This window comes from Paenibacillus sp. GYB006, from assembly GCF_036577645.1.
GTDB lineage: Bacteria > Bacillota > Bacilli > Paenibacillales > Paenibacillaceae > Paenibacillus.
Genome location: NZ_JARBDA010000016.1, coordinates 1 through 21,886, shown reverse-complemented (window position 1 = coordinate 21,886; position 21,886 = coordinate 1). Strand labels below are relative to the sequence as shown.

Annotated in this window: 34 protein-coding genes, 1 rRNA gene and 2 pseudogenes; 35 read left to right on the top strand and 2 right to left on the bottom strand. The window is 42.1% G+C overall.

The features are described 5' to 3' along the window. Window position 1: 1 nt before the first annotated feature. From rpsC to PV403_RS21165, 31 genes and pseudogenes are all read left to right on the top strand, one after another. Window positions 2-664 (top strand): 30S ribosomal protein S3, encoded by a 663-nt coding sequence (rpsC, locus tag PV403_RS21315; protein ID WP_160036612.1) that lies wholly within the window; start codon window positions 2-4, stop codon window positions 662-664. A gap of 2 nt (window positions 665-666) precedes the next feature. After that, window positions 667-1,101 carry a 50S ribosomal protein L16 gene (rplP, locus tag PV403_RS21310; protein ID WP_160036613.1) on the top strand — a complete coding sequence of 145 codons (435 nt, stop codon included), beginning with the start codon at window positions 667-669 and terminating at the stop codon, window positions 1,099-1,101. Further along, window positions 1,091-1,288: a 50S ribosomal protein L29 gene (gene rpmC, locus PV403_RS21305; RefSeq protein WP_160036614.1), complete on the top strand. Its 198-nt coding sequence runs from the start codon at window positions 1,091-1,093 to the stop codon at window positions 1,286-1,288. The genes rplP and rpmC overlap by 11 nt, the downstream gene beginning before the upstream one ends. A 52-nt stretch (window positions 1,289-1,340) precedes the next feature. Then, window positions 1,341-1,607: a 30S ribosomal protein S17 gene (gene rpsQ, locus PV403_RS21300; protein WP_160036615.1), complete on the top strand. Its 267-nt coding sequence runs from the start codon at window positions 1,341-1,343 to the stop codon at window positions 1,605-1,607. Window positions 1,608-1,641: 34 nt separating this feature from the next. Then, window positions 1,642-2,013, top strand: coding sequence for a 50S ribosomal protein L14 (gene rplN, locus PV403_RS21295; RefSeq protein ID WP_160036616.1), 372 nt, complete (start codon window positions 1,642-1,644; stop codon window positions 2,011-2,013). Window positions 2,014-2,081: 68 nt separating this feature from the next. Continuing rightward, window positions 2,082-2,435, top strand: coding sequence for a 50S ribosomal protein L24 (rplX, locus tag PV403_RS21290; RefSeq protein ID WP_076315706.1), 354 nt, complete (start codon window positions 2,082-2,084; stop codon window positions 2,433-2,435). 32 nt (window positions 2,436-2,467) lie between these two features. Continuing rightward, the gene (gene rplE, locus PV403_RS21285; protein ID WP_191804532.1) at window positions 2,468-3,007 is read left to right on the top strand and encodes a 50S ribosomal protein L5; all 540 of its coding nucleotides are present in this window, start codon (window positions 2,468-2,470) and stop codon (window positions 3,005-3,007) included. Window positions 3,008-3,078: 71 nt separating this feature from the next. Continuing rightward, a complete protein-coding gene (locus PV403_RS21280) occupies window positions 3,079-3,264 on the top strand; it encodes a type Z 30S ribosomal protein S14 (RefSeq protein ID WP_010348808.1) in 186 nt (61 codons plus the stop codon). A gap of 31 nt (window positions 3,265-3,295) precedes the next feature. Next, a complete protein-coding gene (rpsH, locus tag PV403_RS21275) occupies window positions 3,296-3,694 on the top strand; it encodes a 30S ribosomal protein S8 (RefSeq protein ID WP_160036618.1) in 399 nt (132 codons plus the stop codon). A 30-nt stretch (window positions 3,695-3,724) separates the two neighbouring features. After that, complete coding sequence (rplF, locus tag PV403_RS21270; protein ID WP_191804534.1) at window positions 3,725-4,267, top strand: 50S ribosomal protein L6; 543 nt, start codon at window positions 3,725-3,727, stop codon at window positions 4,265-4,267. Window positions 4,268-4,386: 119 nt separating this feature from the next. Further along, window positions 4,387-4,755, top strand: a complete 369-nt coding sequence (rplR, locus tag PV403_RS21265; protein ID WP_332085926.1) for a 50S ribosomal protein L18 — start codon at window positions 4,387-4,389, stop codon at window positions 4,753-4,755. A gap of 26 nt (window positions 4,756-4,781) precedes the next feature. Beyond that, window positions 4,782-5,279 (top strand): 30S ribosomal protein S5, encoded by a 498-nt coding sequence (gene rpsE, locus PV403_RS21260; protein WP_160036621.1) that lies wholly within the window; start codon window positions 4,782-4,784, stop codon window positions 5,277-5,279. Window positions 5,280-5,291: 12 nt separating this feature from the next. Further along, window positions 5,292-5,477, top strand: a complete 186-nt coding sequence (gene rpmD, locus PV403_RS21255; RefSeq protein WP_160036622.1) for a 50S ribosomal protein L30 — start codon at window positions 5,292-5,294, stop codon at window positions 5,475-5,477. Window positions 5,478-5,524: 47 nt separating this feature from the next. Further along, on the top strand, window positions 5,525-5,965 hold the full coding sequence (gene rplO / locus PV403_RS21250) for a 50S ribosomal protein L15 (protein ID WP_213535593.1): 441 nt from the start codon (window positions 5,525-5,527) through the stop codon (window positions 5,963-5,965). Then, window positions 5,965-7,263 carry a preprotein translocase subunit SecY gene (secY, locus tag PV403_RS21245; protein ID WP_213535592.1) on the top strand — a complete coding sequence of 433 codons (1,299 nt, stop codon included), beginning with the start codon at window positions 5,965-5,967 and terminating at the stop codon, window positions 7,261-7,263. The genes rplO and secY overlap by 1 nt, the downstream gene beginning before the upstream one ends. A 111-nt stretch (window positions 7,264-7,374) precedes the next feature. Continuing rightward, a complete protein-coding gene (locus PV403_RS21240) occupies window positions 7,375-8,019 on the top strand; it encodes an adenylate kinase (RefSeq protein ID WP_191804544.1) in 645 nt (214 codons plus the stop codon). Window positions 8,020-8,024: 5 nt separating this feature from the next. After that, window positions 8,025-8,255, top strand: a pseudogene (locus PV403_RS21235) (hypothetical protein); the annotation flags it as partial. Between the two features lie 130 nt (window positions 8,256-8,385). Beyond that, window positions 8,386-8,692: pseudogene (locus PV403_RS21230) on the top strand (KOW motif-containing protein). A gap of 2 nt (window positions 8,693-8,694) precedes the next feature. After that, the gene (infA, locus tag PV403_RS21225) at window positions 8,695-8,910 is read left to right on the top strand and encodes a translation initiation factor IF-1 (protein ID WP_036652996.1); all 216 of its coding nucleotides are present in this window, start codon (window positions 8,695-8,697) and stop codon (window positions 8,908-8,910) included. Between the two features lie 158 nt (window positions 8,911-9,068). Further along, window positions 9,069-9,182: a 50S ribosomal protein L36 gene (gene rpmJ / locus PV403_RS21220; protein ID WP_003333770.1), complete on the top strand. Its 114-nt coding sequence runs from the start codon at window positions 9,069-9,071 to the stop codon at window positions 9,180-9,182. A 21-nt stretch (window positions 9,183-9,203) separates the two neighbouring features. Continuing rightward, a complete protein-coding gene (gene rpsM / locus PV403_RS21215) occupies window positions 9,204-9,572 on the top strand; it encodes a 30S ribosomal protein S13 (RefSeq protein ID WP_160036626.1) in 369 nt (122 codons plus the stop codon). Window positions 9,573-9,591: 19 nt separating this feature from the next. Continuing rightward, on the top strand, window positions 9,592-9,987 hold the full coding sequence (rpsK, locus tag PV403_RS21210; protein ID WP_068537278.1) for a 30S ribosomal protein S11: 396 nt from the start codon (window positions 9,592-9,594) through the stop codon (window positions 9,985-9,987). Between the two features lie 133 nt (window positions 9,988-10,120). After that, the gene (locus PV403_RS21205; RefSeq protein ID WP_160036627.1) at window positions 10,121-11,065 is read left to right on the top strand and encodes a DNA-directed RNA polymerase subunit alpha; all 945 of its coding nucleotides are present in this window, start codon (window positions 10,121-10,123) and stop codon (window positions 11,063-11,065) included. Window positions 11,066-11,099: 34 nt separating this feature from the next. Next, window positions 11,100-11,465, top strand: a complete 366-nt coding sequence (rplQ, locus tag PV403_RS21200; RefSeq protein ID WP_160036628.1) for a 50S ribosomal protein L17 — start codon at window positions 11,100-11,102, stop codon at window positions 11,463-11,465. Window positions 11,466-11,638: 173 nt separating this feature from the next. Next, window positions 11,639-12,454 carry a tRNA pseudouridine(38-40) synthase TruA gene (gene truA / locus PV403_RS21195; RefSeq protein WP_213535590.1) on the top strand — a complete coding sequence of 272 codons (816 nt, stop codon included), beginning with the start codon at window positions 11,639-11,641 and terminating at the stop codon, window positions 12,452-12,454. Window positions 12,455-12,621: 167 nt separating this feature from the next. Continuing rightward, entirely contained in the window at window positions 12,622-13,059 is a 438-nt protein-coding gene (gene rplM / locus PV403_RS21190) for a 50S ribosomal protein L13 (protein ID WP_160036630.1), read from the top strand. A gap of 19 nt (window positions 13,060-13,078) precedes the next feature. Next, window positions 13,079-13,474, top strand: coding sequence for a 30S ribosomal protein S9 (gene rpsI, locus PV403_RS21185; RefSeq protein ID WP_160036631.1), 396 nt, complete (start codon window positions 13,079-13,081; stop codon window positions 13,472-13,474). A gap of 338 nt (window positions 13,475-13,812) precedes the next feature. Continuing rightward, a complete protein-coding gene (locus PV403_RS21180; protein WP_332085925.1) occupies window positions 13,813-14,505 on the top strand; it encodes a phosphoadenylyl-sulfate reductase in 693 nt (230 codons plus the stop codon). A 48-nt stretch (window positions 14,506-14,553) separates the two neighbouring features. Continuing rightward, the gene (sat, locus tag PV403_RS21175) at window positions 14,554-15,723 is read left to right on the top strand and encodes a sulfate adenylyltransferase (protein WP_332085924.1); all 1,170 of its coding nucleotides are present in this window, start codon (window positions 14,554-14,556) and stop codon (window positions 15,721-15,723) included. Window positions 15,724-15,816: 93 nt separating this feature from the next. Beyond that, the gene (gene cwlD / locus PV403_RS21170) at window positions 15,817-16,572 is read left to right on the top strand and encodes an N-acetylmuramoyl-L-alanine amidase CwlD (protein ID WP_332085923.1); all 756 of its coding nucleotides are present in this window, start codon (window positions 15,817-15,819) and stop codon (window positions 16,570-16,572) included. A 93-nt stretch (window positions 16,573-16,665) separates the two neighbouring features. Continuing rightward, window positions 16,666-17,775, top strand: a complete 1,110-nt coding sequence (locus tag PV403_RS21165; protein WP_213535583.1) for an Mrp/NBP35 family ATP-binding protein — start codon at window positions 16,666-16,668, stop codon at window positions 17,773-17,775. A 104-nt stretch (window positions 17,776-17,879) separates the two neighbouring features. Here PV403_RS21165 and gerD read toward each other — a convergent pair whose 3' ends face one another. Then, the gene (gene gerD / locus PV403_RS21160; protein WP_332085922.1) at window positions 17,880-18,647 is read right to left on the bottom strand and encodes a spore germination lipoprotein GerD; all 768 of its coding nucleotides are present in this window, start codon (window positions 18,645-18,647) and stop codon (window positions 17,880-17,882) included. Window positions 18,648-18,775: 128 nt separating this feature from the next. On the opposite strand from gerD, the gene PV403_RS21155 reads away from it, so the two are divergent. Beyond that, entirely contained in the window at window positions 18,776-19,378 is a 603-nt protein-coding gene (locus tag PV403_RS21155; protein WP_213535582.1) for a KinB-signaling pathway activation protein, read from the top strand. Window positions 19,379-19,395: 17 nt separating this feature from the next. Here the strand turns inward: PV403_RS21155 and pdaB are convergent, their stop codons facing one another. Continuing rightward, the gene (gene pdaB, locus PV403_RS21150; protein WP_213535581.1) at window positions 19,396-20,208 is read right to left on the bottom strand and encodes a polysaccharide deacetylase family sporulation protein PdaB; all 813 of its coding nucleotides are present in this window, start codon (window positions 20,206-20,208) and stop codon (window positions 19,396-19,398) included. Window positions 20,209-20,320: 112 nt separating this feature from the next. Here pdaB and PV403_RS21145 point away from each other — a divergent pair, with 112 nt between their 5' ends. The 3 genes from PV403_RS21145 to PV403_RS21135 all read left to right on the top strand — a co-directional run. Further along, window positions 20,321-20,932 carry a stage II sporulation protein M gene (locus tag PV403_RS21145; protein ID WP_332085921.1) on the top strand — a complete coding sequence of 204 codons (612 nt, stop codon included), beginning with the start codon at window positions 20,321-20,323 and terminating at the stop codon, window positions 20,930-20,932. A gap of 92 nt (window positions 20,933-21,024) precedes the next feature. Further along, window positions 21,025-21,252, top strand: a complete 228-nt coding sequence (locus PV403_RS21140; protein ID WP_160036639.1) for a hypothetical protein — start codon at window positions 21,025-21,027, stop codon at window positions 21,250-21,252. A gap of 519 nt (window positions 21,253-21,771) precedes the next feature. After that, window positions 21,772-21,886, top strand: a 16S ribosomal RNA gene (locus tag PV403_RS21135); the annotation flags it as partial.

Genomic DNA, 21,886 nt, shown 5'->3' with positions numbered 1-21,886 from the left:
TGTGGGACAAAAGGTAAATCCCATCGGGCTCCGTATCGGAGTTATCCGTGACTGGGAATCCAAATGGTACGCAGGCAAAGATTTCGGTGATCTTTTGCTTGAAGACGTAAAAATTCGTGAATACCTGAAAAATAAATTGAAAGACTCCGCAGTATCTCGTATTGAAATCGAGAGAGCGGCTAACCGTGTCAATGTAACGATCCATACTGCTAAACCAGGAATGGTTATCGGTAAAGGTGGATCCGAAGTTGAAATTCTCCGTGGTCAAATCACGAAGATTGCAGGCGGTAAAAAAGTTCACATCAACATTTCTGAAATTAAACAACCAGATCTTGACGCAATTCTTGTAGCTGAAAGCATTGCACAACAATTGGAACGCCGTGTTTCTTTCCGTCGTGCTCTGAAACAAGCAATTCAAAGAACTATGCGCTCTGGTGCAAAAGGAATTAAAACACAAGTAGGCGGACGTCTTGGCGGAGCTGAGATCGCACGTTCTGAAGGCTACAGCGAAGGAACTGTTCCACTGCATACGCTTCGTGCCGACATTGACTACGGTACAGCTGAAGCTCATACTACTTACGGCCGTCTGGGCGTTAAAGTATGGATCTATCGTGGAGAGGTTCTTCCTACGGCTAAGAAAGCTGCTAAGGAAGGAGGCAACTAATCATGTTGGTACCAAAACGTGTTAAACACCGCAAGCAACAACGCGGACACATGAAAGGCCAAGCTAAAGGCGGTACTACACTGAACTTTGGTGAATATGGCTTGCAAGCTACTGAGCCAGCGTGGATTACGAACCGTCAGATCGAGGCTGCTCGTATCGCGATGACTCGTTATATCAAACGTGGTGGTAAAGTTTGGATTAAAATTTTCCCTGATAAACCAATCACTCAAAAGCCTCTAGAGGTTCGTATGGGTAGTGGTAAAGGTAACGTTGAGAAATGGGTTGCTGTAGTTAAACCAGGAAAGATCATGTTTGAACTTTCTGGTGTACCAGAAGATGTTGCTCGCGAAGCAATGCGTCTGGCTGCTCACAAGCTGCCAATCAAAACGAAGTTTGTGAAACGTGAAGAATTGGGTGGTGAAGTAAATGAAGGCTAGTGAATTCCGCAACCTAACCACTGCTGAAATTGAGCAAAAGATTGCCGGATTTAAAGAAGAACTCTTTAACCTCCGCTTTCAACTCGCTACCGGTCAGCTTGATAACCCAACTCGTATTCGTGACGTACGTAGAGAAATTGCACGTGCTAAGACGATCATCCGTGAAAGAGAACTTGGGATTAGCTAATATATAGTACCGGATGGACAATCCGTCTTTAATTGAGGAAGGAGGCCCAACAATGAGCGAAGAACGCAACGCACGTAAAGTGCAAGTCGGTAAAGTGGTTAGTGACAAAATGGATAAAACAATTGTGGTTGCTGTAGAAACTTACAAAAAGCATGATTTGTACCATAAACGCATCAAGTACACTAAAAAGTTCAAAGCACATGATGAAAATAACACTGCTAAAATTGGTGATGTTGTTAAAATCATGGAAACTCGTCCTTTGTCGAAAGACAAGAACTGGAGACTTGTTGAAGTCGTGGAAAAAGCGATTATCATTTAATGATTTTCAGCTTGGCTGAAAGGAGGAAAACAAGATGATTCAACCATTTACACGTTTGACTGTAGCAGACAACTCTGGTGCGAAGGAACTGATGTGTATCCGCGTACTGGGTGGTACGGGACGTAGTCGTACAGCTTCAATCGGAGACCTTATCGTTTGTTCTGTCAAACAAGCAACACCAGGCGGCGTTGTCAAAAAAGGTGATGTGGTAAGAGCAGTTGTGGTTCGTACAAAACGTTCTGTTCGTCGTAAAGATGGATCTTACATCGCATTTGATGAGAATGCAGCAGTGGTAGTTAAAGAAGACAGAAGCCCTCGTGGTACTCGTATTTTCGGACCAGTTGCTCGCGAACTTCGCGAAAAAGACTACATGAAAATCGTTTCCTTGGCTCCAGAAGTTATCTAATATCACAACTTAATCCTTCTGAGGATTGATTTATAGCTTGTTCACGCAAGTCATAGGAGGTGTACGAAATGGCAAAAGTGAAAAAGGTCTTGGAATCTCATAACAACAAGTTGCACGTCAAAAAAGACGACACTGTTATGGTGATCAGCGGTAAAGACAAAGGCAAAAAAGGCCGTGTCATCGCAGCTTACCCTCGTGAAAACCGTGTTCTTGTAGAAGGTGTTAACCTCGTTAAAAAACACCAAAAGCCTAACCAGCTTAATCCGCAAGGCGGCATCATCGAGAAAGAAGCTCCAATCCATGTATCGAACGTGATGCATATTGATCCGAAGAGCGGAAACGTAACCCGTATTGGTTACAAAGTTTTAGACAACGGCAAAAAAGTACGCGTTGCTAAACGTTCCGGAGAATCGATCGACTAATGTAACCGAATGAGAAAGGAGGTCCATAATTCATGGCAAGATTGAAAGAACGTTTCCTAAATGAAATAACTCCTGCTTTGGTGCAGAAGTTTGAATATAGCTCAGTAATGCAAGTTCCTAAAATCGAGAAAGTGGTTATCAACATGGGGGTGGGTGACGCTGTCCAAAACTCCAAAGTGCTTGATTCCGCTGTGAATGATTTGCAGCTGATTTCTGGTCAAAAACCAGTAATTACAAAAGCTAAAAAATCAATCGCTGGTTTTAAACTGCGTGAGAACATGCCAATCGGGGTTAAAGTGACATTGCGCGGCGAGCGTATGTACCACTTCCTTGATAAATTGTTCAACATTACTCTTCCTCGTGTACGTGACTTCCAAGGGGTATCAAACAAAGCGTTTGATGGTCGTGGTAACTACACACTTGGTCTTAAAGAGCAACTCATCTTCCCTGAGATTGAGTATGATAAAGTGGACAAAGTCCGCGGTATGGATATCGTAATCGTAACTACGGCTAAAACCGATGAAGAGTCTCGCGAATTGCTTACTCAACTCGGAATGCCTTTCGCAAAGTAAGAATTTAAAGTATCCGGGAGTCTTTGACAGACCCCGAATTCTCCGAAATTATTTAGGAGGTGTCAGGCTAAGTGGCAAAAACTTCAATGAAAGTTAAACAACAACGTGCTCCGAAGTTTAAAGTTCGTGCTTATACTCGTTGCGAACGTTGTGGTCGTCCACATTCTGTATTACAGAAGTTTAAAATTTGCAGAATTTGTTTCCGTGAATTAGCTTATAAAGGCCAGATCCCTGGCGTGAAAAAAGCAAGCTGGTAAAAAGTCCTGAACGGGAAGGAGGTTACACACAATGACTATGTCTGATCCAATTGCAGATATGCTTACTCGCATTCGTAATGCGAACACAGTTCGTCACGAAACGGTAGAAATGCCTGCTTCGACGATGAAAAAACAAATCGCTGAAATCCTGAAGCGTGAAGGTTTCATCCGTGATGCTGAATATGTGGATGATAACAAACAAGGAATCATCCGTATCTTCTTGAAATACGGACAAAACAACGAGCGTGTTATTACTGGTCTGAAAAGAATCAGTAAACCAGGTCTACGTGTTTACACGAAGAGCAATGAAGTACCTCGCGTACTTGGCGGTCTCGGAATCGCGATCATTTCTACTTCCAAAGGCGTAATGACAGATAAAGAAGCTCGCCAAGCAAAATCTGGCGGCGAAGTTATCTGCTACGTTTGGTAATATAAGTCACAAAACAAGGAGGTGCAACACATGTCCCGTATTGGTCGCAAACCAATTACTGTACCAAGTGGCGTAGAAGTCACTTTGAATGACACCGTTATTACGGTTAAAGGTCCTAAAGGTACTCTCACACGTGAACTTCATAAAGATATGAAGGTAACTGTTGAAAATAATGAAATTCTTGTAACTCGTCCTTCTGACAACAAACTCCATCGTTCCCTACACGGTACTACTCGTTCCGTAGTTAGTAACATGGTAAGTGGTGTAACTGAAGGTTTCGAAAAATCTCTAGAGCTGGTTGGGGTCGGATATCGTGCAAGCAAATCTGGAGATAAGATCGTACTGAACGTAGGTTACTCCCATCCGGTAGAAATCACTCCGGAGCCGGGCATTGAGTTTGATGTTCCTACGAACACAAAAATCATCGTTCGCGGTATCAATAAAGAGCGTGTAGGTGCATATGCAGCTGAGATCCGTTCTGTTCGCGAACCTGAGCCTTACAAAGGTAAAGGGATTAAATATGAAGGCGAGCGCATTATCCGTAAGGAAGGTAAAGCCGGTAAGAAGAAATAAGTTTTCTTACCGTTTTTCCCTCGTCCCTATTATATGGTGGCGATATGCTCGTGTTTCTAATATACCCTGTGCGTCTTAATATGAAGCGTTAAAGGCAAACTGAAGGGAGTGAAACGAAGATGATTACTAAACAAGATAAGAACAAAGTGCGTCTGAAAAGACATATCCGTGTTCGTGGTAAAATTTCTGGAACAGCTGAACGTCCACGTTTGAACGTATTCCGTTCATCCAAGCATATCTACGCTCAATTGATCGATGATGTAGCAGGTGTAACCCTGGTATCCGCATCAACAGTAGATAAAGCAATCAGTGGCGAAATCAGTAACGGTGGTAACGTAGAAGCGGCTCGTAAAGTCGGCGAACTCGTTGCTAAACGTGCAAAAGAAAAAGGATACACTAACATCGTTTTCGATCGTGGTGGCTACCTTTATCATGGACGTGTTCAAGCATTAGCTGATACTGCTCGTGAAGCAGGGCTTGAATTCTAAGATATTTTTAAAAGGAGGTTAACGACTTGCGTGTAGATCCTAACACTTTAGAACTCACTGAAAGAGTTGTAAATATTAATCGCGTAGCTAAAGTAGTAAAAGGCGGACGCCGTTTCAGCTTCAGCGCACTAGTTGTTGTCGGCGATGGCAACGGCTGGGTTGGAGCTGGTATTGGTAAAGCTGGCGAAGTACCTGATGCGATTCGCAAAGGTATTGATGATGCTAAGAAAAATCTGATTTATGTGCCAATCGTAGGAACATCTATTCCTCACACGATCACTGGTAAGTTCGGCGCTGGCCGTGTTCTTTTGAAACCAGCTTCTGAAGGTACTGGAGTTATCGCTGGTGGACCAGTACGTGCCGTTTTGGAACTTGCTGGTGTAGGTGACATTTTGACAAAATCACTGGGTTCTTCGAATTCCATGAACATGGTCAATGCGACCTTGGAAGGTTTGTCCCGCTTGAAACGCGCTGAAGATGTAGCGAAATTGCGTGGAAAAACTGTCGAAGAGCTTCGGGGCTAAGGAGGGAATCTCATGGCTAAATTGGAAATTACCCTCGTTCGCAGTTTGATCGGACGTAATGAGTCACAAAGAGCGACTGTTAACACACTCGGTCTTCGTAAGATCAACCAAACTGTGGTTCATAACGATAATGCTGCTATCCGCGGTATGGTGAACAAAGTAAGTCACATGGTTTCTGTTAAAGAAATCCAAGAGTAATACGTAAGGGACTTGTCCCACAAATCATTAAGGAGGTGCAACGAACGATGAAGTTACATGAACTTTCTCCAGCACCTGGATCCCGCAAAGAACGCAAACGCGTTGGACGCGGTACTTCCAGCGGTATGGGTAAAACTTCAGGTCGCGGTCATAAAGGTCAAAACTCTCGCTCTGGCGGTGGTGTACGTCCAGGCTTCGAGGGTGGACAAAACCCATTGTATCGTCGTCTGCCAAAACGCGGTTTCACAAATCCTACTCGTAAAGAGTATGCGGTTGTGAATCTTCAAGATCTGAACAGTTTTGAAGCAGGTACAGAAGTAACTCCAGAAATTTTGGTTAATTCGGGTATTGTGAAAAACACAAAATCCGGAATCAAAATTCTGGGTAATGGCGATATTACTGTGAAGTTGACAGTTAAAGCTAACAAGTTCTCTCAATCTGCGGTAGAGAAAATCGAGGCTGCCGGCGGTAAAACCGAGGTGATCTAATGCTCACATCCTTAAAGAATATATGGCGAGTTGAAGATCTGCGTAAACGGATTTTATTCACTCTCTTTGTTCTGATAATCTATCGCATTGGCTCCTTTGTTCCGGTTCCCGGAGTTAACAAAGAAGTATTCACTGCGGCAGATTCGCAAGGCAGAGAATTGTTTGGTCTTCTGAACACATTCTCGGGCGGAGCGTTGTTCCAATTTTCGATTTTTGCGCTCGGGATTATGCCATATATTACAGCTTCCATCATTGTACAGCTTCTGTCGATGGATGTTATTCCGAAACTAGCGGAATGGGCTAAACAAGGTGAGCATGGTAAGAAAAAACTTGCGCAGCTTACACGTTATGGTACAGTAATTTTGGGGTTAATCCAGGCTTTTGGTACTTCACTCAGTTTTAATCGGTTGTATGGACAGGAAATGATACCGAATGCGACATTCATTGACTATGTTATCATTGCAATTGTGTTGACTGCAGGTACTTCATTCCTCATGTGGCTCGGTGAGCAGATTACTGAAAAAGGTATTGGTAACGGGATTTCCATCATTATCTTCGCAGGTATCGTCTCAACGATTCCGAATGTAATCCGTACAACAATTGAATCTGAATTTATCCAGGCTGATCAAGTATTCATGAATGCACTTAAAGTGATCATTGTGGTACTGGTTCTCCTGTTAACAGTAGTAGGGGTTATTTACATCCAGCAGGCGATTCGGAAGATTCCGGTTCAATATGCTAAACGTGTTGTAGGTAACAAAATGTATGGTGGACAAAACACTCATATTCCGCTGAAGATCAATGCGGCAGGTGTTATCCCAGTCATTTTTGCTGTATCACTTCTTCAGTTCCCTGTCATTATTGCTTCATTTTGGACCAATTATGGCTGGGCTACTTGGGTAACTGCTAATTTGTCTTATGACAAACCGCTAGGTATGGTACTCTATGTACTTATGATTATCGGTTTTACGTTCTTCTACACTTTCGTGCAGATGAACCCGCAACAAATGGCCGATAACATGAAAAAGAATGGTGGTTACATCCCAGGCATTCGCCCGGGTAAAGCAACTGAGAAATACTTGTCCCGTGTCATGACTCGTTTGACTATGACCGGAGCTTTGTTCTTGGCTGTCATCTCCGTTCTACCTGTATTCTTAGGTTCACTTTCTGGTTTGCCGCAAGTTGCACAACTTGCAGGTACATCCATGCTGATCGTAATCGGTGTAGCACTGGATACGACCAAACAAATCGAAAGTCAATTGATTAAACGCCATTACAAAGGTTTCATCAATAAGTAGCCATAGGTTCCGGTATTGAAAGCAGCTAATCATTTGTTTGATTGTTGCCAGAACCGGCACCTATTGTGCTGTTTCTTGTTGAAGGGATAGTCTTGGAGGGAGTGACATAACGTGAACATTTTATTCATGGGCCCTCCTGGGGCAGGGAAAGGGACGCAAGCAGAAGCAATTGTAAATGAATTCAGCATTCCTCACATTTCAACAGGCGATGCATTTCGCTTAGCGATCAAACAGGGAACTCCTATCGGGATGAAAGCTAAAGAATACATGGATCAAGGACTGCTTGTACCAGACGATGTAACAATCGGTATTGTTGAAGAACGCCTACAGCAGCCTGACTGCAAGAAAGGGTTTCTATTGGATGGATTTCCAAGAACTATTTCTCAAGCAGAAGCGCTTGACGGTATCCTAAATCGACTTAATACTGGTTTGGACCATGTCATCAACTTGAAAGTAGACCGTGACAAACTTCTTGCTCGTCTAACAGGACGTCGCTTGTGTAAAAATTGCGGTGCTACGTATCATGTTGTTTTTAACCCTCCTAAACAGGAAGGCATTTGTGATAAATGCGGCGGCGAATTGTATCAACGTTCTGATGATAATGAAGAGAGCGTAGGTACACGTCTTGACGAATATATCAACAAAACTGCACCACTCCTCACGTTTTATGAGAACAAAGGTCTTCTGCGTCAAATCGACGGGGAACAGGAAATTCATGCGGTGTCGCAAGAGATCGTATCCTTACTGCGAGGTTAATGGTAATGATCATTTGTAAGTCCGATGCAGAACTGGGATCAAACTGTGATGCAAGATTAACTCGCACATCAGTGCAGGCTGATCCTGCAATTCACGGTATTGCTCGGGTTTTGTCCGGAGAACTTGACCAAATGACTGATCAACATAATCGCAGTCAAGGGGCTGTGCCGTCTTTCACAGGTTATAACGGTTTTCCTGCCAGTATTTGTACTTCAGTCGATGAACGAAGAGTGCATGAAGCGTCGAACAATGTTCGGCTGTATACAATGTCGTATGACAATGTGCTGTGTGCTCAAGAACTTTCTTTTGTTCTTAACCAGACAGGATGTAATTTTTACGAAAGCGAGATGCGTAGGTGATGAGACGATGAATCAAAAGATCCCACAAGTCGGACAGATCGTAAAAATACTTCGCGGCAGAGATGCCGGTCAGATTGCAGTAGTCATTGCTGTTGAGGACAACAGGTTCGTGTATATTGCTGACGGATACAAACGTAAGTTTGACGGACGAAAGAAGAAGAACCTTCTTCACCTGGAACCCCAGCCGATGATTAGCAGCGAGGTTGTGAACAGCTTAAACGAAGTTGGACGGGTAACGAACGGAAAACTGCGTTATGCAGTTCAGCAGTTCTTAAATGTAGGCGAAGTTCAAAGCTGAAGAGAAAGGAGACTAACTGTGGCCAAAGAAGATGTCATTGAAGTGGAAGGAACGGTTCTTGAGCCGCTTCCCAACGCAACGTTCAAAGTAGAGCTTGAGAATGGTCATCAAATTCTAGCTCACGTTTCCGGCAAACTGCGGATGCACTTTATCCGCATTCTGACAGGAGATAAAGTGGTTGTTCAGTTATCGCCTTATGACCTATCAAAAGGGCGTATAACTTATCGTAAATAGTAAGGCTTATTTTCTGAAATAACGATGAAGGTTTATATCAGCTTTGCATGGTATCATAATCTAGTGTACGCTATGTAGATAGATTGTGTATTATCTGGCTGTTAGCATGCTTTCGAAGTCAGTTTTACTCATCGTAAAACTTTGAGGAGGTAATCAACATGAAGGTAAGACCTTCTGTAAAACCTATCTGCGAGAAATGCAAAGTCATTCGCCGCAAAGGTAATGTAATGGTCATCTGCGAAAATCCGAAACACAAACAAAAACAAGGTTAATAGAAGGGGGTGTAGCGTAAAATGGCTCGTATAGCTGGTGTGGATTTGCCACGTGATAAACGCGTTGAGATCGCCTTGACATATATTTTCGGAATCGGTTCAACGACTTCCAAGAAAATTTTGAGCGAAACAGGCATTAGTCCGAATACTCGTGTCCGTGATCTTACGGAAGATGAAGTGAGCAAATTACGTGAAAGTATCGACAAAACGGTTAAGGTAGAAGGTGACCTTCGTCGAGAAATTTCTTTAAATATTAAACGTTTGACTGAGATCGGATGTTACCGTGGTGTTCGTCACCGTCGTGGACTTCCAGTTCGTGGACAACGTACTAAAACAAATGCTCGTACGCGTAAAGGTCCTCGTCGTACTGTAGCAAACAAAAAGAAATAAGAAGGGAGGATAATCTACAATGGCTAAACCGAAAAAAGTCGTACGTACTAAACGTCGTGACCGTAAAAATATTGAATCTGGCGTGGCTCATATTCGTTCCACGTTCAATAACACAATTGTTACTATTACGGATCCACACGGTAACGCTATCTCTTGGGCAAGCTCCGGCGGTCTTGGATTTAGAGGTTCCCGTAAGTCGACTCCATTCGCAGCTCAAATGGCAGCAGAAACTGCAGCTAAAGCAGCAATGGAACACGGCATGAAATCAGTTGAAGTTATGGTTAAAGGTCCAGGTGCTGGCCGTGAAGCAGCGATCCGCTCTTTGCAAGCTGCTGGTCTTGAAGTTAACCTGATCAAAGACGTAACTCCTGTGCCACATAACGGATGCCGTCCTCCAAAACGTCGTCGTGTCTAATGAGATTTGCCCCCTTCGTGTGGTATAATCCGGCACAATCTGTTAATAATGGTTGTTTAGGCATACTACATGGTAACACTAGATAAGGTAAATATTTCATATCGGACCGACGTTTTGAAGGAGGGGTATTGCAGTGATAGAAATCGAAAAGCCAAAAATTGAGACGGTAGACGTCAACGATGATGGCACTTATGGCAAATTTGTGGTAGAACCGCTGGAACGCGGATATGGTACGACGCTGGGTAACTCGCTTCGCCGTATCTTGCTTTCCTCACTTCCAGGTGCGGCAGTTACATCGGTGCAAATCGATGGAGTGTTGCACGAGTTTGCTACAGTTCCTGGCGTAATGGAAGACGTTACGGAAATCATTCTGAACCTTAAAGCTTTGTCTTTGAAGATTCACTCTGATGAAGAGAAGATTCTTGAGATTGATGCTGAAGGTGAAGGGGCTGTTACAGCCGGAGATATCCGTGCGGATAGTGATGTTGAAATCCTTAATCCGGATCTTCATATCGCTACTCTTGGTCCAGGTTCGAGACTTCACATGCGTATTTATGCCAATCGCGGTCGCGGCTACGTCCAGGCAGATCGGAATAAACGCGATGATCAGCCGATCGGCGTCATCCCTGTGGATTCGATCTATACCCCGATTGCGCGTGTCAACTACGGTGTTGAAAATACGCGTGTAGGTCAAGTAACAAACTACGATAAGCTTACGCTTGAAATTTGGACTGATGGCAGCATTCGTCCAGAAGAAGCTGTAAGTCTTGGCGCTAAAATCTTGACTGAACATGTACTGCTCTTTGTGGGTCTAACAGACGAAGCGAAAGATGCAGAAATCATGGTCGAAAAAGAGGAAGACAAAAAAGAAAAAGTACTCGAAATGACGATCGAAGAGCTCGATCTATCTGTTCGATCCTATAACTGCTTGAAACGTGCTGGTATCAACACGGTTCAAGAACTTACAACGAAAACTGAAGAGGACATGATGAAGGTACGTAACCTGGGTCGTAAATCTTTAGAAGAAGTGCAAGAGAAGCTCGAAGAGCTTGGTTTGGGTCTTCGTACAGAAGAATAGCAATACGATTGCTTGAAGTGAAGGAGGGGAAAACATGGCATACCAAAAGTTGGGTCGTAACTCCAGTGCTCGTAAAGCATTGTTCCGTGACCTCGTAACGGATCTGTTCTTGTATGAGCGCATTCAAACGACGGAAGCGAAAGCGAAAGAAGTTCGTTCTATCGCTGAAAAACTGATCACTAAAGCTAAAAAAGGTGATTTGCACGCACGTCGTCAAGTTGCTGCATATGTGCGCCGTGAAACAATTGATGGTGAACAGGATGCAATTCAAAAACTGTTCAGCGATATTGCACCACGTTACACTGAGCGTCCAGGTGGATACACTCGTATCATGAAACTGGGACCTCGTCGCGGTGATTCTGCACCTATGGTTTACTTGGAATTAGTAGACCGCGTGTAATATTAGGCGAGAGTGAAGGAAGGGTGGACAGGATCTAGGTTCTGAACTGCCCCTTTTTTTCGCTAGTGCTGCGCTGTAGTTTGGGGAGGAGCTCCGAGAGGAGCTCTTTTTCATTGTGATGCTGTCATTACGAGTGGTTGCTGTGATTAGTATGGTATGATGAGGTGAGAATAATGCGGAATATTTGTATGCGTGTAAATTATGATGGAACGGATTACTTTGGTTTCCAAACACAGCCCATAGGCAACACAATACAGGATGTCATCGAAAAATCGATTAACTATCTGACTGGAGAGGAAATCAAAATCCATGCCTCGGGACGTACTGATGCTGGGGTCCATGCAAGAGGGCAAGTGTTTCACTTTCACACAGAGTCCAAGATTCCTCTTGAGCGCTGGTGCATGGCTCTTAACACAAGACTTCCTGACGACATCCTTATAACAGATGCATACGAAGTACCACTCTCATTTCATTCCCGGCGATCTGCCAAAAGAAAGACTTATCGCTATACAATTAATGCTAATCAATTTGCAGATTTATTTAATCGCCGGATACAGTTACACCATCCAGGTAAGCTCGATATTAAGGCAATGAATGAAAGTTTACCGTACTTACTAGGTACACACGACTTTACTTCTTTCGCATCTAGGCATTCAACGAAGGATTCCCATGTCAGGACTTTATATGAAGCGCGAATGGACCACGACACTTCCATGTGCAGAGTGGATCATCCGCGAGATCAAGGTATTATTCATATCTATTTGACCGGTAATGGTTTTCTTCAGCATATGGTGCGGATTATTATCGGTACGCTCCTGGAAATAGGAGAAGGGAAACGTCAGCCTGAGGATATGAAACATATCCTAGCTGCACAGGACCGTTCTGCTGCTGGCCCAACAGCGGTTAGCAAGGGTTTAATGTTATGGAATGTAGAGTATGAACATCTCCTAAAAAAAACCTGCGATAATGTCTTGCGAAGTAGCATTTAATCGTGTAATATATAAGTTGTGTTTTCTTAATGGCTTTCCCACAGCCCCATTTAAGTAAACGATATGCAACACACGTAAATCCATCAAACTAACAGCAACTTTTAACGAATATAAATGATAACTATTTATGCGTATTATGAACGCGATATTTAAAGGAGGATCTTTTCATGCGTACCACTTATATGGCTAAGCCTAATGAAGTAGAGCGTAACTGGCACATCATTGACGCTGAAGGCAAAACGCTTGGCCGTTTGGCGAGCGAAGCTGCGGCTTTGATCCGCGGTAAACATAAGCCACAATTTACTCCACACGTTGACACTGGTGATTTCGTTGTTGTCATCAACGCTGAGAAAATTGTTCTTACAGGTAAGAAAATGGACAACAAAAAATACTATCGTCATTCCATGCACCCAGGTGGCCTTAAAGTCACTGTTGCAAAAGACATGGTGAAAAACAAACCTGAACGTATGATCGAACTTGCTGTACACGGCATGCTTCCTAAAACTCGTATGGGTAACCAAATGAAACTTAGATTGAAAGCATATGCTGGCGCTGAACATCCACATGCAGCACAAAAACCTGAAGTTTACGAACTTCGCGGATAATTAAAAGGAGGACAGTTTCATGGCACAAGTACAATACTATGGGACAGGTCGTCGTAAACATTCGGTAGCTCGTGTTCGCCTTGTACCGGGTGAAGGACGCATTGTCATTAACAAACGTGATATCAACGATTATTTCGGCGGTTTGGAAACACTCAAACTGATCGTTAAACAACCACTTGAACTGACTGAAACTACTAGCAACTACGATATTCTCGTTATTGCTCACGGTGGCGGTATTACTGGTCAAGCAGGAGCAATTCGTCACGGTATCGCCCGTGCACTTCTTAAAGTAGATCCTGAGTACCGTGGAAGCTTGAAAAAAGCTGGCTTCTTAACACGTGACCCACGTATGAAAGAACGTAAAAAATACGGTCTTAAAGCGGCTCGTCGCGCACCTCAGTTCTCCAAACGTTAATCTGTTCGGATCAAAAGTCCTTTCTTCTTCGGAAGAGAGGGCTTTTTTGTTGTATACAGAATCAATTTCATATTTTCTTTGGTTGCTTTTATTAGGACTATATATAGACCAAACGGTTCTATTTGTTTATATATAGTTACAAATTACTGTTTTCATGAGTTATGAATTTGATTCACATCGTAGGAATATAAGTGGAATATGAATCATTTATATTAATTCTGACAGTTTACCTTGGAAATAGCATTGACATATAACTGGAAATATTTATACTTAATTGTAATTCATATCATATATATCGGTTTAGTGTAAAAAATATACCCTTGTGGGAGGTCTTCATTGTGAATCTGTTAGAAAAAGAAGAGTTGGCAAGAGACAAGGCAATTGAACTGGAAGATGCTTCTCCTGAAGAGATTATTCGATATGCTGTTGAGACATTTCCGAACATTACTTTTGCATGTAGTTTTGGTGCGGAAGATGTTGTTTTAGTGGATATGATACAAAAAATCAGTCCTTCTACCGATATCTTCTATCTTGATACAGACTTTCACTTTAAAGAGACATATGAAACAAGGGATCGACTTGTAGCACGCTATCATATTGATTTTGTCCGTGTTTCTCCCAAGCTGACACCAGAGGAACAAGCAGCTACTCATAGTCCAGAGCTATGGAATTCAGATCCTAACGCTTGCTGTAATATTCGCAAAGTAGAACCGCTTACGCGTATTTTATCTCAATACGATGCTTGGATTACTGGAATTCGCCGAGATCAAGCGTCAACTCGTGCTAACTCTAAGAAGGTAGAGTATGACACGAAATTTGGACTTATGAAATTCAACCCGATTGCTGGATGGACGAATGAGGATGTATGGAATTACATTAAAGATAACAATTTGATTTATAATGCATTGCATGATCAGAACTACCCTAGTATCGGCTGTGAGCAGTGCACTAGACAAGTAATGCCAGGGGAAGACCCGCGCGCAGGTCGCTGGTCAGGCAATGATAAGACCGAATGCGGACTTCATAAATAAATATTTATTATATTGCTAAAGTGTATATGACGATAGGGAGATGGGATCATGGCGTCGATATTACCTCACGGTGGTACATTAGTGAATCGAATTGTAGAAGATAGGAATCGGGAAGAAATACTTCAAAAAGCTGAGAAATTAAGACAATTACCCATTAGCAACTGGACCATTTCTGATCTTGATCTCATAGGGGTAGGAGCTTTTTCTCCGCTTACGGGCTTTATGAATGAAGCAGACTATCAGTCAGTGATTGAAGGAATGAGACTTTCGGATGGCACCGTTTGGAGTATACCTATTACACTTGACGTTGATCGAGATACGGCACAAACCCTCCAAGTTGGTGAGACCATTGCACTTACAGGTCAAGATGACAATGTTATATACGGTACCCTCACGATAGAGAGCATTTATGAAGTTGATCATGATAAAGAAGCGAAGAATGTTTATAAGACAAATGATCAGGAACATCCAGGGGTAAAAAAATTGTTTGAGCGTTCTGTCTTTTATATTGGCGGTCCCATCTTCTTGTTAAACCGTAAACAACCAGCTAAATTTAATGAGTTCTACTTTGACCCCGAGCAAACACGACAACTTTTTCAACAAAATGGATGGAAAACGATTGTTGGTTTCCAAACACGCAACCCTGTTCACCGTGCCCATGAGTACATTCAAAAAAGCGCTATGGAGATTGTAGATGCATTATTCCTTAATCCGCTGGTAGGTGAAACAAAATCAGATGACGTTCCCGCTGATGTCCGTATGAACAGTTATCTAGCGCTTCTTGAGAACTATTATCCTGCCGATCGTACCTTTTTAGGTGTCTTTCCAGCAGCAATGCGTTATGCGGGCCCTAGAGAGGCTATTTTCCACGCGATTGTACGCAAAAACTATGGATGTACTCATTTTATCGTTGGTCGGGATCATGCTGGAGTAGGAGACTACTACGGTACCTATGAGGCACAAGAGATATTTACTAACTTTACATCTGAGGAACTTGGGATTACTCCTCTTTTCTTTGAACATAGCTTTTTCTGTTTAAAATGTGGCAATATGGCTTCTGCCAAAACATGCCCGCATAGTAAAGAAGACCATATGACTTTGTCTGGCACCAAAGTAAGAGCACTTCTCCGTGAGGGCAAGTGTCCGCCACCTGAATTCACACGTCCAGAAGTGGCCCAAATATTGATTCAAGGTATGGCGGAACACGTTACGTCTTAGATTTCATAAGTTTGTCCATATCGACGGTATATTTGTCCACCTCGTCCCATATAGATCATTATGGTCATTTATGGGATCGGAGGTGGCTTTTTTATGCATAAACAGAGTTCGAACAAATTCATGGTGTGGATCCATGTAAGCACGATGAAAAAACTGATGATGGGTGTTCTCTTACTTGCACTATTCATCTGTATTGCTGTGTATGAGGTCCCGGCATCGAAGACATGGAGTACATGGAGCTTGCCGCTATCGGGTAAGGTCATAGCTCTCGATGCCGGTCATGGAGGGCCTGATGGGGGTGCTGTCAGCAAACAAGGAATTATTGAGAAAGATATCAATTTAGCAGTGGCTCTCTACTTACGTGATTATTTGCAGCAAGCAGGTGCCACAGTGGTGATGACAAGAGAAAGAGATGTAGACCTGGCTCCCCCTGAGACCAAATCTTACTCAAGACGGAAAACGGAAGATTTAAAGCAGCGAGTTAAGATGATTAGTGACAAAAAAGCAGATCTTTTTATTACCATCCATATGAATAGCATTCCTTCAAACCGCTGGAGTGGTGCTCAGGTATTCTACTACCCTAATCATGAAGATAATGCAGATTTTGCTGCGCTTGTTCAAGATGAGATTAGAAGAAACCTCGAGAACACAGACCGAATGGCCAAAACAGTGAACACTGTATATTTGCTGCAAGCGCTAAAAATGCCAGCGGTATTAGTAGAAGTTGGTTTTCTTTCACATCCCGAGGAATCCAGACTCCTTGCAGAAGAGGAGTATCAGCGCAAAGTGGCGGCTTCGGTCTACAAAGGGATTCTAAGATACACATCTGGTGAGAAAATGAAAAAGTAGGCCATCTGCACCTCGGTGAGTGATATAATGGACATGTATTAGAAAGATCTGAGTGAAATACATGCCAATAGATAAAGCTGAGGTGCAATTATCATGTTATCAAGAGATCAAGTACTAGAAGTGCTTTCTACCTTGCAGGAGCCTATTAGCGGTCTGTTATTTACAGATTTGCAGTTTATTCGGGATGTCATGGTAAAAGAGGACAGAGTGGCTTTAACCTTGATTTGTTTAACCGATGATGAAAACGTTCGCAATATTTTAAAAAATAATGTCACAGCTCTTCTTCAGGAAGCAGGCGTAAAAGAGGTTCACGTAAGAATGCGCCTTGCATCAGATGCTGAAAAAGAGTCACTCCAAAGCTTTGAACAGAAATCAACAAGAGAAACAGAACCTACCGATGATGAAGTGCTTGTAAAAGGACACGCGGCTGGTATGGAGTCTCATGAATTACTTGATCCCGAATCCGGAGTTACCTTTATAGCTATCGCTAGTGGTAAAGGAGGAGTAGGAAAATCAACAGTGACTGTTAACTTGGCAGTTGCCCTGGCGAGACAAGGCAAAAAAGTAGGAATCATAGATGCGGATATCTACGGGTTTAGTGTCCCAGATATGATGGGCATTGAAGATGCGCCTGTACTTATAGATGGAGTAATTGAGCCGGTTGAGCGCTTTGGTGTGAAGGTAATGTCTATGGGATTCTTCGTACAAGAGAACAGTCCTGTCATTTGGAGAGGGCCGATGCTTGGCAAAATGCTGCGACAGTTTTTTAGTGATGTAAATTGGGGGGATTTAGATTATATGATCCTTGATTTGCCCCCTGGTACAGGCGACGTCGCGCTTGACGTACACCAAATGATTCCGCAAAGTAAAGAAATTATAGTAACGACACCGCATGCCACTGCCGCATTTGTTGCTGCCAGAGCAGGGGCTATGGCCATCCAAACCAATCACGAACTCCTTGGAGTAATAGAAAATATGGCTTACTACGAGTGCAGTGCATGCGGTACAAAAGATTATGTATTTGGAAGAGGTGGAGGAGGCCGACTAGCAGAAAGCTTGCACACGGAACTCCTTGCTCAAATCCCATTGGGTTCTCCGGATAATCATATATCTGAACCGGATTTTTCGCCTTCAGTGTATAAGGAAAATACAGAGATCGGTAAGATATATGATGAAGTGGCCAAACATTTAATTACAAGCTAAAATTTCTCGGTAATTACAGAAAATCATTGTACGATTATATTCAAAAGGCCAAGCGCTTCGCTTGGCCTTGTTTTTTCTAAATAATACATCGAAGTAATGATTAGTTAACTGCCGTTACCACTGCCCTCACCACCACCACTACTACTGCCGCCTTCTTCCTTTTTACCGCCTTGGTTCTTGGATTGGTCTTTCTTTTCTTGATCTCCTCCAGCACCTTCGCTTTGTTTAGGCTGAAGTTCTTCTTTGACGACTGACTTTAGCAGCTCCATAACTTCCATCCGAAAAATAGGATTTTGCATGGCTTCCTGCATAACACTCATGGTCTGTTTACGATAATCTGCCGTTTGGGTTAGTTGTAATAACATTTTAGTCATTTCCGGCGATTTTAAGATATCTTCCATTGATTTTTGATAGGAGGGATCTTTAATAAGTTCCATATGAATTTGTTTACTTTGGGAATTGACTACTTTAGCAAAATCCCCAGCAAATTTAGGATCTTTCATAATTTCCTCGAATACCTTTTTATACTCAGGAGAAGACAAGGTGTCTTTAACGGCCACTCTGATTTCATCGGAAGAGCTCTGTGAAGTGAGCATTCTTATTCCTAACCCTTTAGATGTATTCCCTGAGACACTTGAATTACTTCCCGAACCTACTTCGCTGGATGAACTTTGACCCGAACTACGTTCTCCGAGAAGAGCTTCTTCCAGAGCTTTTTTACCTTCATCACTTTTTAGAATATCTATGACCATTGTCTTTGTTTCTTTATAACTCCCCTGCGGAGCAGAACTTGGATTATCAGACCCGCAACCGGATAAAAATAAAGCCAGACCTCCTGCAATACATAAACATTTAATGCTATGCCACTTCAATTGTTTCACATCCCCTTTGTCTCAATAACTGAATGTAGTATGTGGGGCAAGTAAGGGAATTATGTCTGTAAAGCCATGGTGTTTTTTAGAGATCGTTGGTAAAATAAACACTTGGAGGTGGAAAAGTTTTGAATTTAAGGAAATGGTTTAATTTATTTTGGCAAACCCTATGTATCGGTGGGATCGCGTCATTATTAACAGGACTTATACTCACCACGGGGGAATACAAGCCATCAAGTACAGCAGATTTCCTATTGTATCTACTTATTTTATTCGGAGCAGGTATGATGATTAGTGTCTACTCACAGCTTGGCTTTTTCGCTTACTTAATCCTTAATTATATGGGGAGAGGCACATTTTCTATAAAAACATGGAATTACATTCAGTTGGCTCTAACGATTCTTGCCTTACTGGAATTAATGTTCTTCCGTATATTTATGGATAATAGTAAAACAGGGTTTACTGATATGCTGCTTAGTTTCATTATTTTAGCGACCGCACTTGTAACCGCATATTTTAAAGTAAAAGCTACGAATAGTAATGCCCTAATACCCACTTTATTTTTCATGATTGCTTTAACCATAGTGGAGACCATCGGTGTTTTAAATATTGGGGAAAATGCAGCTACCACATTTACCGTGATTCCGCTTCTTGCTTGTAATACATATCAGATTCTCATGCTTCACCGAATTGTATCAAGAACGGATTCCAAAGCAAAAGAGCTAACTTAAGCGTTAGCTCTTTTTGTTTACAGTCCCGCTGCATCTTCAATTTGTTGGTCTATAAAGGCTTGGTCGCGTACTTCGGTACCTTTTACATTAGACTGATTAATTAATTCGGATACAGTCACGAACTCATATCCTTTTTGACGAAGCTGATCAATAATAATAGGTAATGCTTCATGAGTTTGTTTTACAGAGTCACTGGCATGGAGAAGAACAATATCACCGGGATGAGCTTTACTGACAACACGATTCACAATTTGATCAACCCCAGGATTCTTCCAATCCAGGGAATCGGTATCCCACTGAACAACCTGATAATTAAGGTTATCTGCAATGCGAAGTACTCGCTTATCAAAATCACCGTTTGGAAGACGGAGTAAGTTCGGTTCTTTTCCCGATACATCGGTTAAAATAGAGTGGGCTGTTGTAATTTGCTTTTGGATTTCTTCTTCCGTTAAACTACTGTAATTCACATGTTTATATCCATGGCTGCCAATTTCAAAGCCTGCATCTCTAATTGTTGTAACCATATCAGGGTGTGTTTTTGACCAAGGGGCGGACAGGAAAAAAGTAGCCTTTTGTACTTTTTTATCTTCAAGTACCTTTAGAATCGGTTCAGTGCGTTTATCCCCCCAGCTGATATCAAACGTCAGGGCGATTAATTTTTTCTCTGTGGGAACACTGTAAACCGCCGTTGGAGAACCTCCACCTTCGGAGAATACGGATACATTTTCTGTCTCCACGTAGATGATTCCAAGAGTGAAGATTGCTGCAGCGAAAACAATGAGAAATTTCTTGATCTTTCGGCCATTTAAGACATAGAAGTATGAATTCATAATCGATGCTCCTTCCATTTACCAATTCGTTTACTTTTATATGTATGCTCGTACCTTGTACATATGACAAGCAACCTAAGCCTTACATTGATCATAGAAAGAGGGGGACAACATGTTTCATTTACAAACCTTTATTAAAGATCTTAAATCGTTATCAAATTACGTGTGGGCAGCGGCCATCATTTTTCTGGTTGGAGGAGTCCTTGGTTGGATTAGCACGGGAGCTTTGCAAGAAATCATGATTCAGCAAATCAGCGGGTTAAGAGAAATCAGTGAGCAGTTACAGCAAGGGGACAATGTGCAGTGGAACTTTTTTACGTTTATATTTTGGAATAATGCTACGAAGGCCGTACTTGTAATATTTGCTGGAGCACTAGCAGGGGTGGTCCCTGTCATTTTTCTTGTTATTAACGGGGGAGTTTTAGGCTTTTTACTGCATTTATCATGGCAACAGGGGGTAAGTATGTACGATGTGGTCGTAAAAGGGTTGCTGCCGCACGGAATTATAGAAATTCCAGCTATTATCGTTGCATGTGCGTTCGGTCTAAAGTTTGGCGTACTTATCATTAAATCCTTAGGCAAGGGAATGAAGAGAACTCGTAATCGAACTACAGACTTACGGTCCTTTATAAGACAAACCGGTACGGCTTCAGTTTGGATTGTTATTCTCTTGTTCATTGCTGCCATAATTGAAAGCACGATAACATTCGCGCTTGTAAAGTAATTTAAGATTTAATTCATATTTTTGGCAAAACATGAGCATAACAATAAAACATCTTGTAAGGCAGATAAAAAACATGATGAAGGAGTATTGTGATGCTCGGAATGCTGTTTAATGAAAAGGAATGTAAAGAACTAGATTATGTGATTCGCAAAGAACTCGATGAGATGTTGCTTGATCTCGGTGATTCTAGGCTGGATCGTGAAATCCGATATGCTATAGCTAACCGTTATAAAACAGTCTTCCGTATGTATGCAAGATTTGCACCTGCAAAAGAACTATCTAAGTATGCGAGAAATGCACGTATTTCACAATTTAAATAATGATGTGGATATAAATGCTCCCTTCGGTCCATTTATTCTAAATGGATTGGAAGGGGATTTTGTTTTATATATCCTACTATATAGAGGCAGGTTAGAGAGGGCTGTTATTGGTAATAAAGGGTTAAGAGAACTTGATAAAGAATATGAAACTTTTTTATAAAAGGGTATTGACTCAGTTAGCAAAAATATGATAAATTATAACTCGTTCCTTTCAAGTAAACATTCTGGTCAACAGGATGTCGAAAAGACTTCGAAAAAAAACTTCGAAAAAAAGTCTTGCATTAATGAAGAGAACATGATATATTATAAAAGTCGCCGCTGAAATTAACAAACGGTGATGAACACGAAGTTAAACGAATGAATTTGATCTTTGAAAACTGAACAACGAGGAGTTTTACGCAAGTGAAACTCGTGAGTGAATTAATACAAATTCAATTTGTTGGTCATAACAAATTGAATAGAGGATTTTAAGTTCTCGTCAGCATTTTCTAAATGAGCTTATCGCTATTTTCAATAACTTTATTGGAGAGTTTGATCCTGGCTCAGGACGAACGCTGGCGGCGTGCCTAATACATGCAAGTCGAGCGGAGTCAATGAGAAGCTTGCTTCTCTGAGACTTAGCGGCGGACGGGTG

Excerpts from the sequence above, each read along its gene's own strand:
- rplP (WP_160036613.1), top strand. The coding sequence starts at position 667 with ATGTTGGTACCAAAACGTGTTAAACACCGCAAGCAACAACGCGGACAC.
- rpmC (WP_160036614.1), top strand. The coding sequence starts at position 1,091 with ATGAAGGCTAGTGAATTCCGCAACCTAACCACTGCTGAAATTGAGCAA.
- rpsQ (WP_160036615.1), top strand. The coding sequence starts at position 1,341 with ATGAGCGAAGAACGCAACGCACGTAAAGTGCAAGTCGGTAAAGTGGTT.
- rplN (WP_160036616.1), top strand. The coding sequence starts at position 1,642 with ATGATTCAACCATTTACACGTTTGACTGTAGCAGACAACTCTGGTGCG.
- rplX (WP_076315706.1), top strand. The coding sequence starts at position 2,082 with ATGGCAAAAGTGAAAAAGGTCTTGGAATCTCATAACAACAAGTTGCAC.
- rplE (WP_191804532.1), top strand. The coding sequence starts at position 2,468 with ATGGCAAGATTGAAAGAACGTTTCCTAAATGAAATAACTCCTGCTTTG.
- rpsH (WP_160036618.1), top strand. The coding sequence starts at position 3,296 with ATGACTATGTCTGATCCAATTGCAGATATGCTTACTCGCATTCGTAAT.
- rplF (WP_191804534.1), top strand. The coding sequence starts at position 3,725 with ATGTCCCGTATTGGTCGCAAACCAATTACTGTACCAAGTGGCGTAGAA.
- rplR (WP_332085926.1), top strand. The coding sequence starts at position 4,387 with ATGATTACTAAACAAGATAAGAACAAAGTGCGTCTGAAAAGACATATC.
- rpmD (WP_160036622.1), top strand. The coding sequence starts at position 5,292 with ATGGCTAAATTGGAAATTACCCTCGTTCGCAGTTTGATCGGACGTAAT.
- rplO (WP_213535593.1), top strand. The coding sequence starts at position 5,525 with ATGAAGTTACATGAACTTTCTCCAGCACCTGGATCCCGCAAAGAACGC.
- secY (WP_213535592.1), top strand. The coding sequence starts at position 5,965 with ATGCTCACATCCTTAAAGAATATATGGCGAGTTGAAGATCTGCGTAAA.
- rpmJ (WP_003333770.1), top strand. The coding sequence starts at position 9,069 with ATGAAGGTAAGACCTTCTGTAAAACCTATCTGCGAGAAATGCAAAGTC.
- rpsM (WP_160036626.1), top strand. The coding sequence starts at position 9,204 with ATGGCTCGTATAGCTGGTGTGGATTTGCCACGTGATAAACGCGTTGAG.
- rpsK (WP_068537278.1), top strand. The coding sequence starts at position 9,592 with ATGGCTAAACCGAAAAAAGTCGTACGTACTAAACGTCGTGACCGTAAA.
- rplQ (WP_160036628.1), top strand. The coding sequence starts at position 11,100 with ATGGCATACCAAAAGTTGGGTCGTAACTCCAGTGCTCGTAAAGCATTG.
- truA (WP_213535590.1), top strand. The coding sequence starts at position 11,639 with ATGCGGAATATTTGTATGCGTGTAAATTATGATGGAACGGATTACTTT.
- rplM (WP_160036630.1), top strand. The coding sequence starts at position 12,622 with ATGCGTACCACTTATATGGCTAAGCCTAATGAAGTAGAGCGTAACTGG.
- rpsI (WP_160036631.1), top strand. The coding sequence starts at position 13,079 with ATGGCACAAGTACAATACTATGGGACAGGTCGTCGTAAACATTCGGTA.
- sat (WP_332085924.1), top strand. The coding sequence starts at position 14,554 with ATGGCGTCGATATTACCTCACGGTGGTACATTAGTGAATCGAATTGTA.
- cwlD (WP_332085923.1), top strand. The coding sequence starts at position 15,817 with ATGCATAAACAGAGTTCGAACAAATTCATGGTGTGGATCCATGTAAGC.
- PV403_RS21165 (WP_213535583.1), top strand. The coding sequence starts at position 16,666 with ATGTTATCAAGAGATCAAGTACTAGAAGTGCTTTCTACCTTGCAGGAG.
- pdaB (WP_213535581.1), bottom strand. The coding sequence starts at position 20,208 with ATGAATTCATACTTCTATGTCTTAAATGGCCGAAAGATCAAGAAATTT.
- PV403_RS21145 (WP_332085921.1), top strand. The coding sequence starts at position 20,321 with ATGTTTCATTTACAAACCTTTATTAAAGATCTTAAATCGTTATCAAAT.
- PV403_RS21140 (WP_160036639.1), top strand. The coding sequence starts at position 21,025 with ATGCTCGGAATGCTGTTTAATGAAAAGGAATGTAAAGAACTAGATTAT.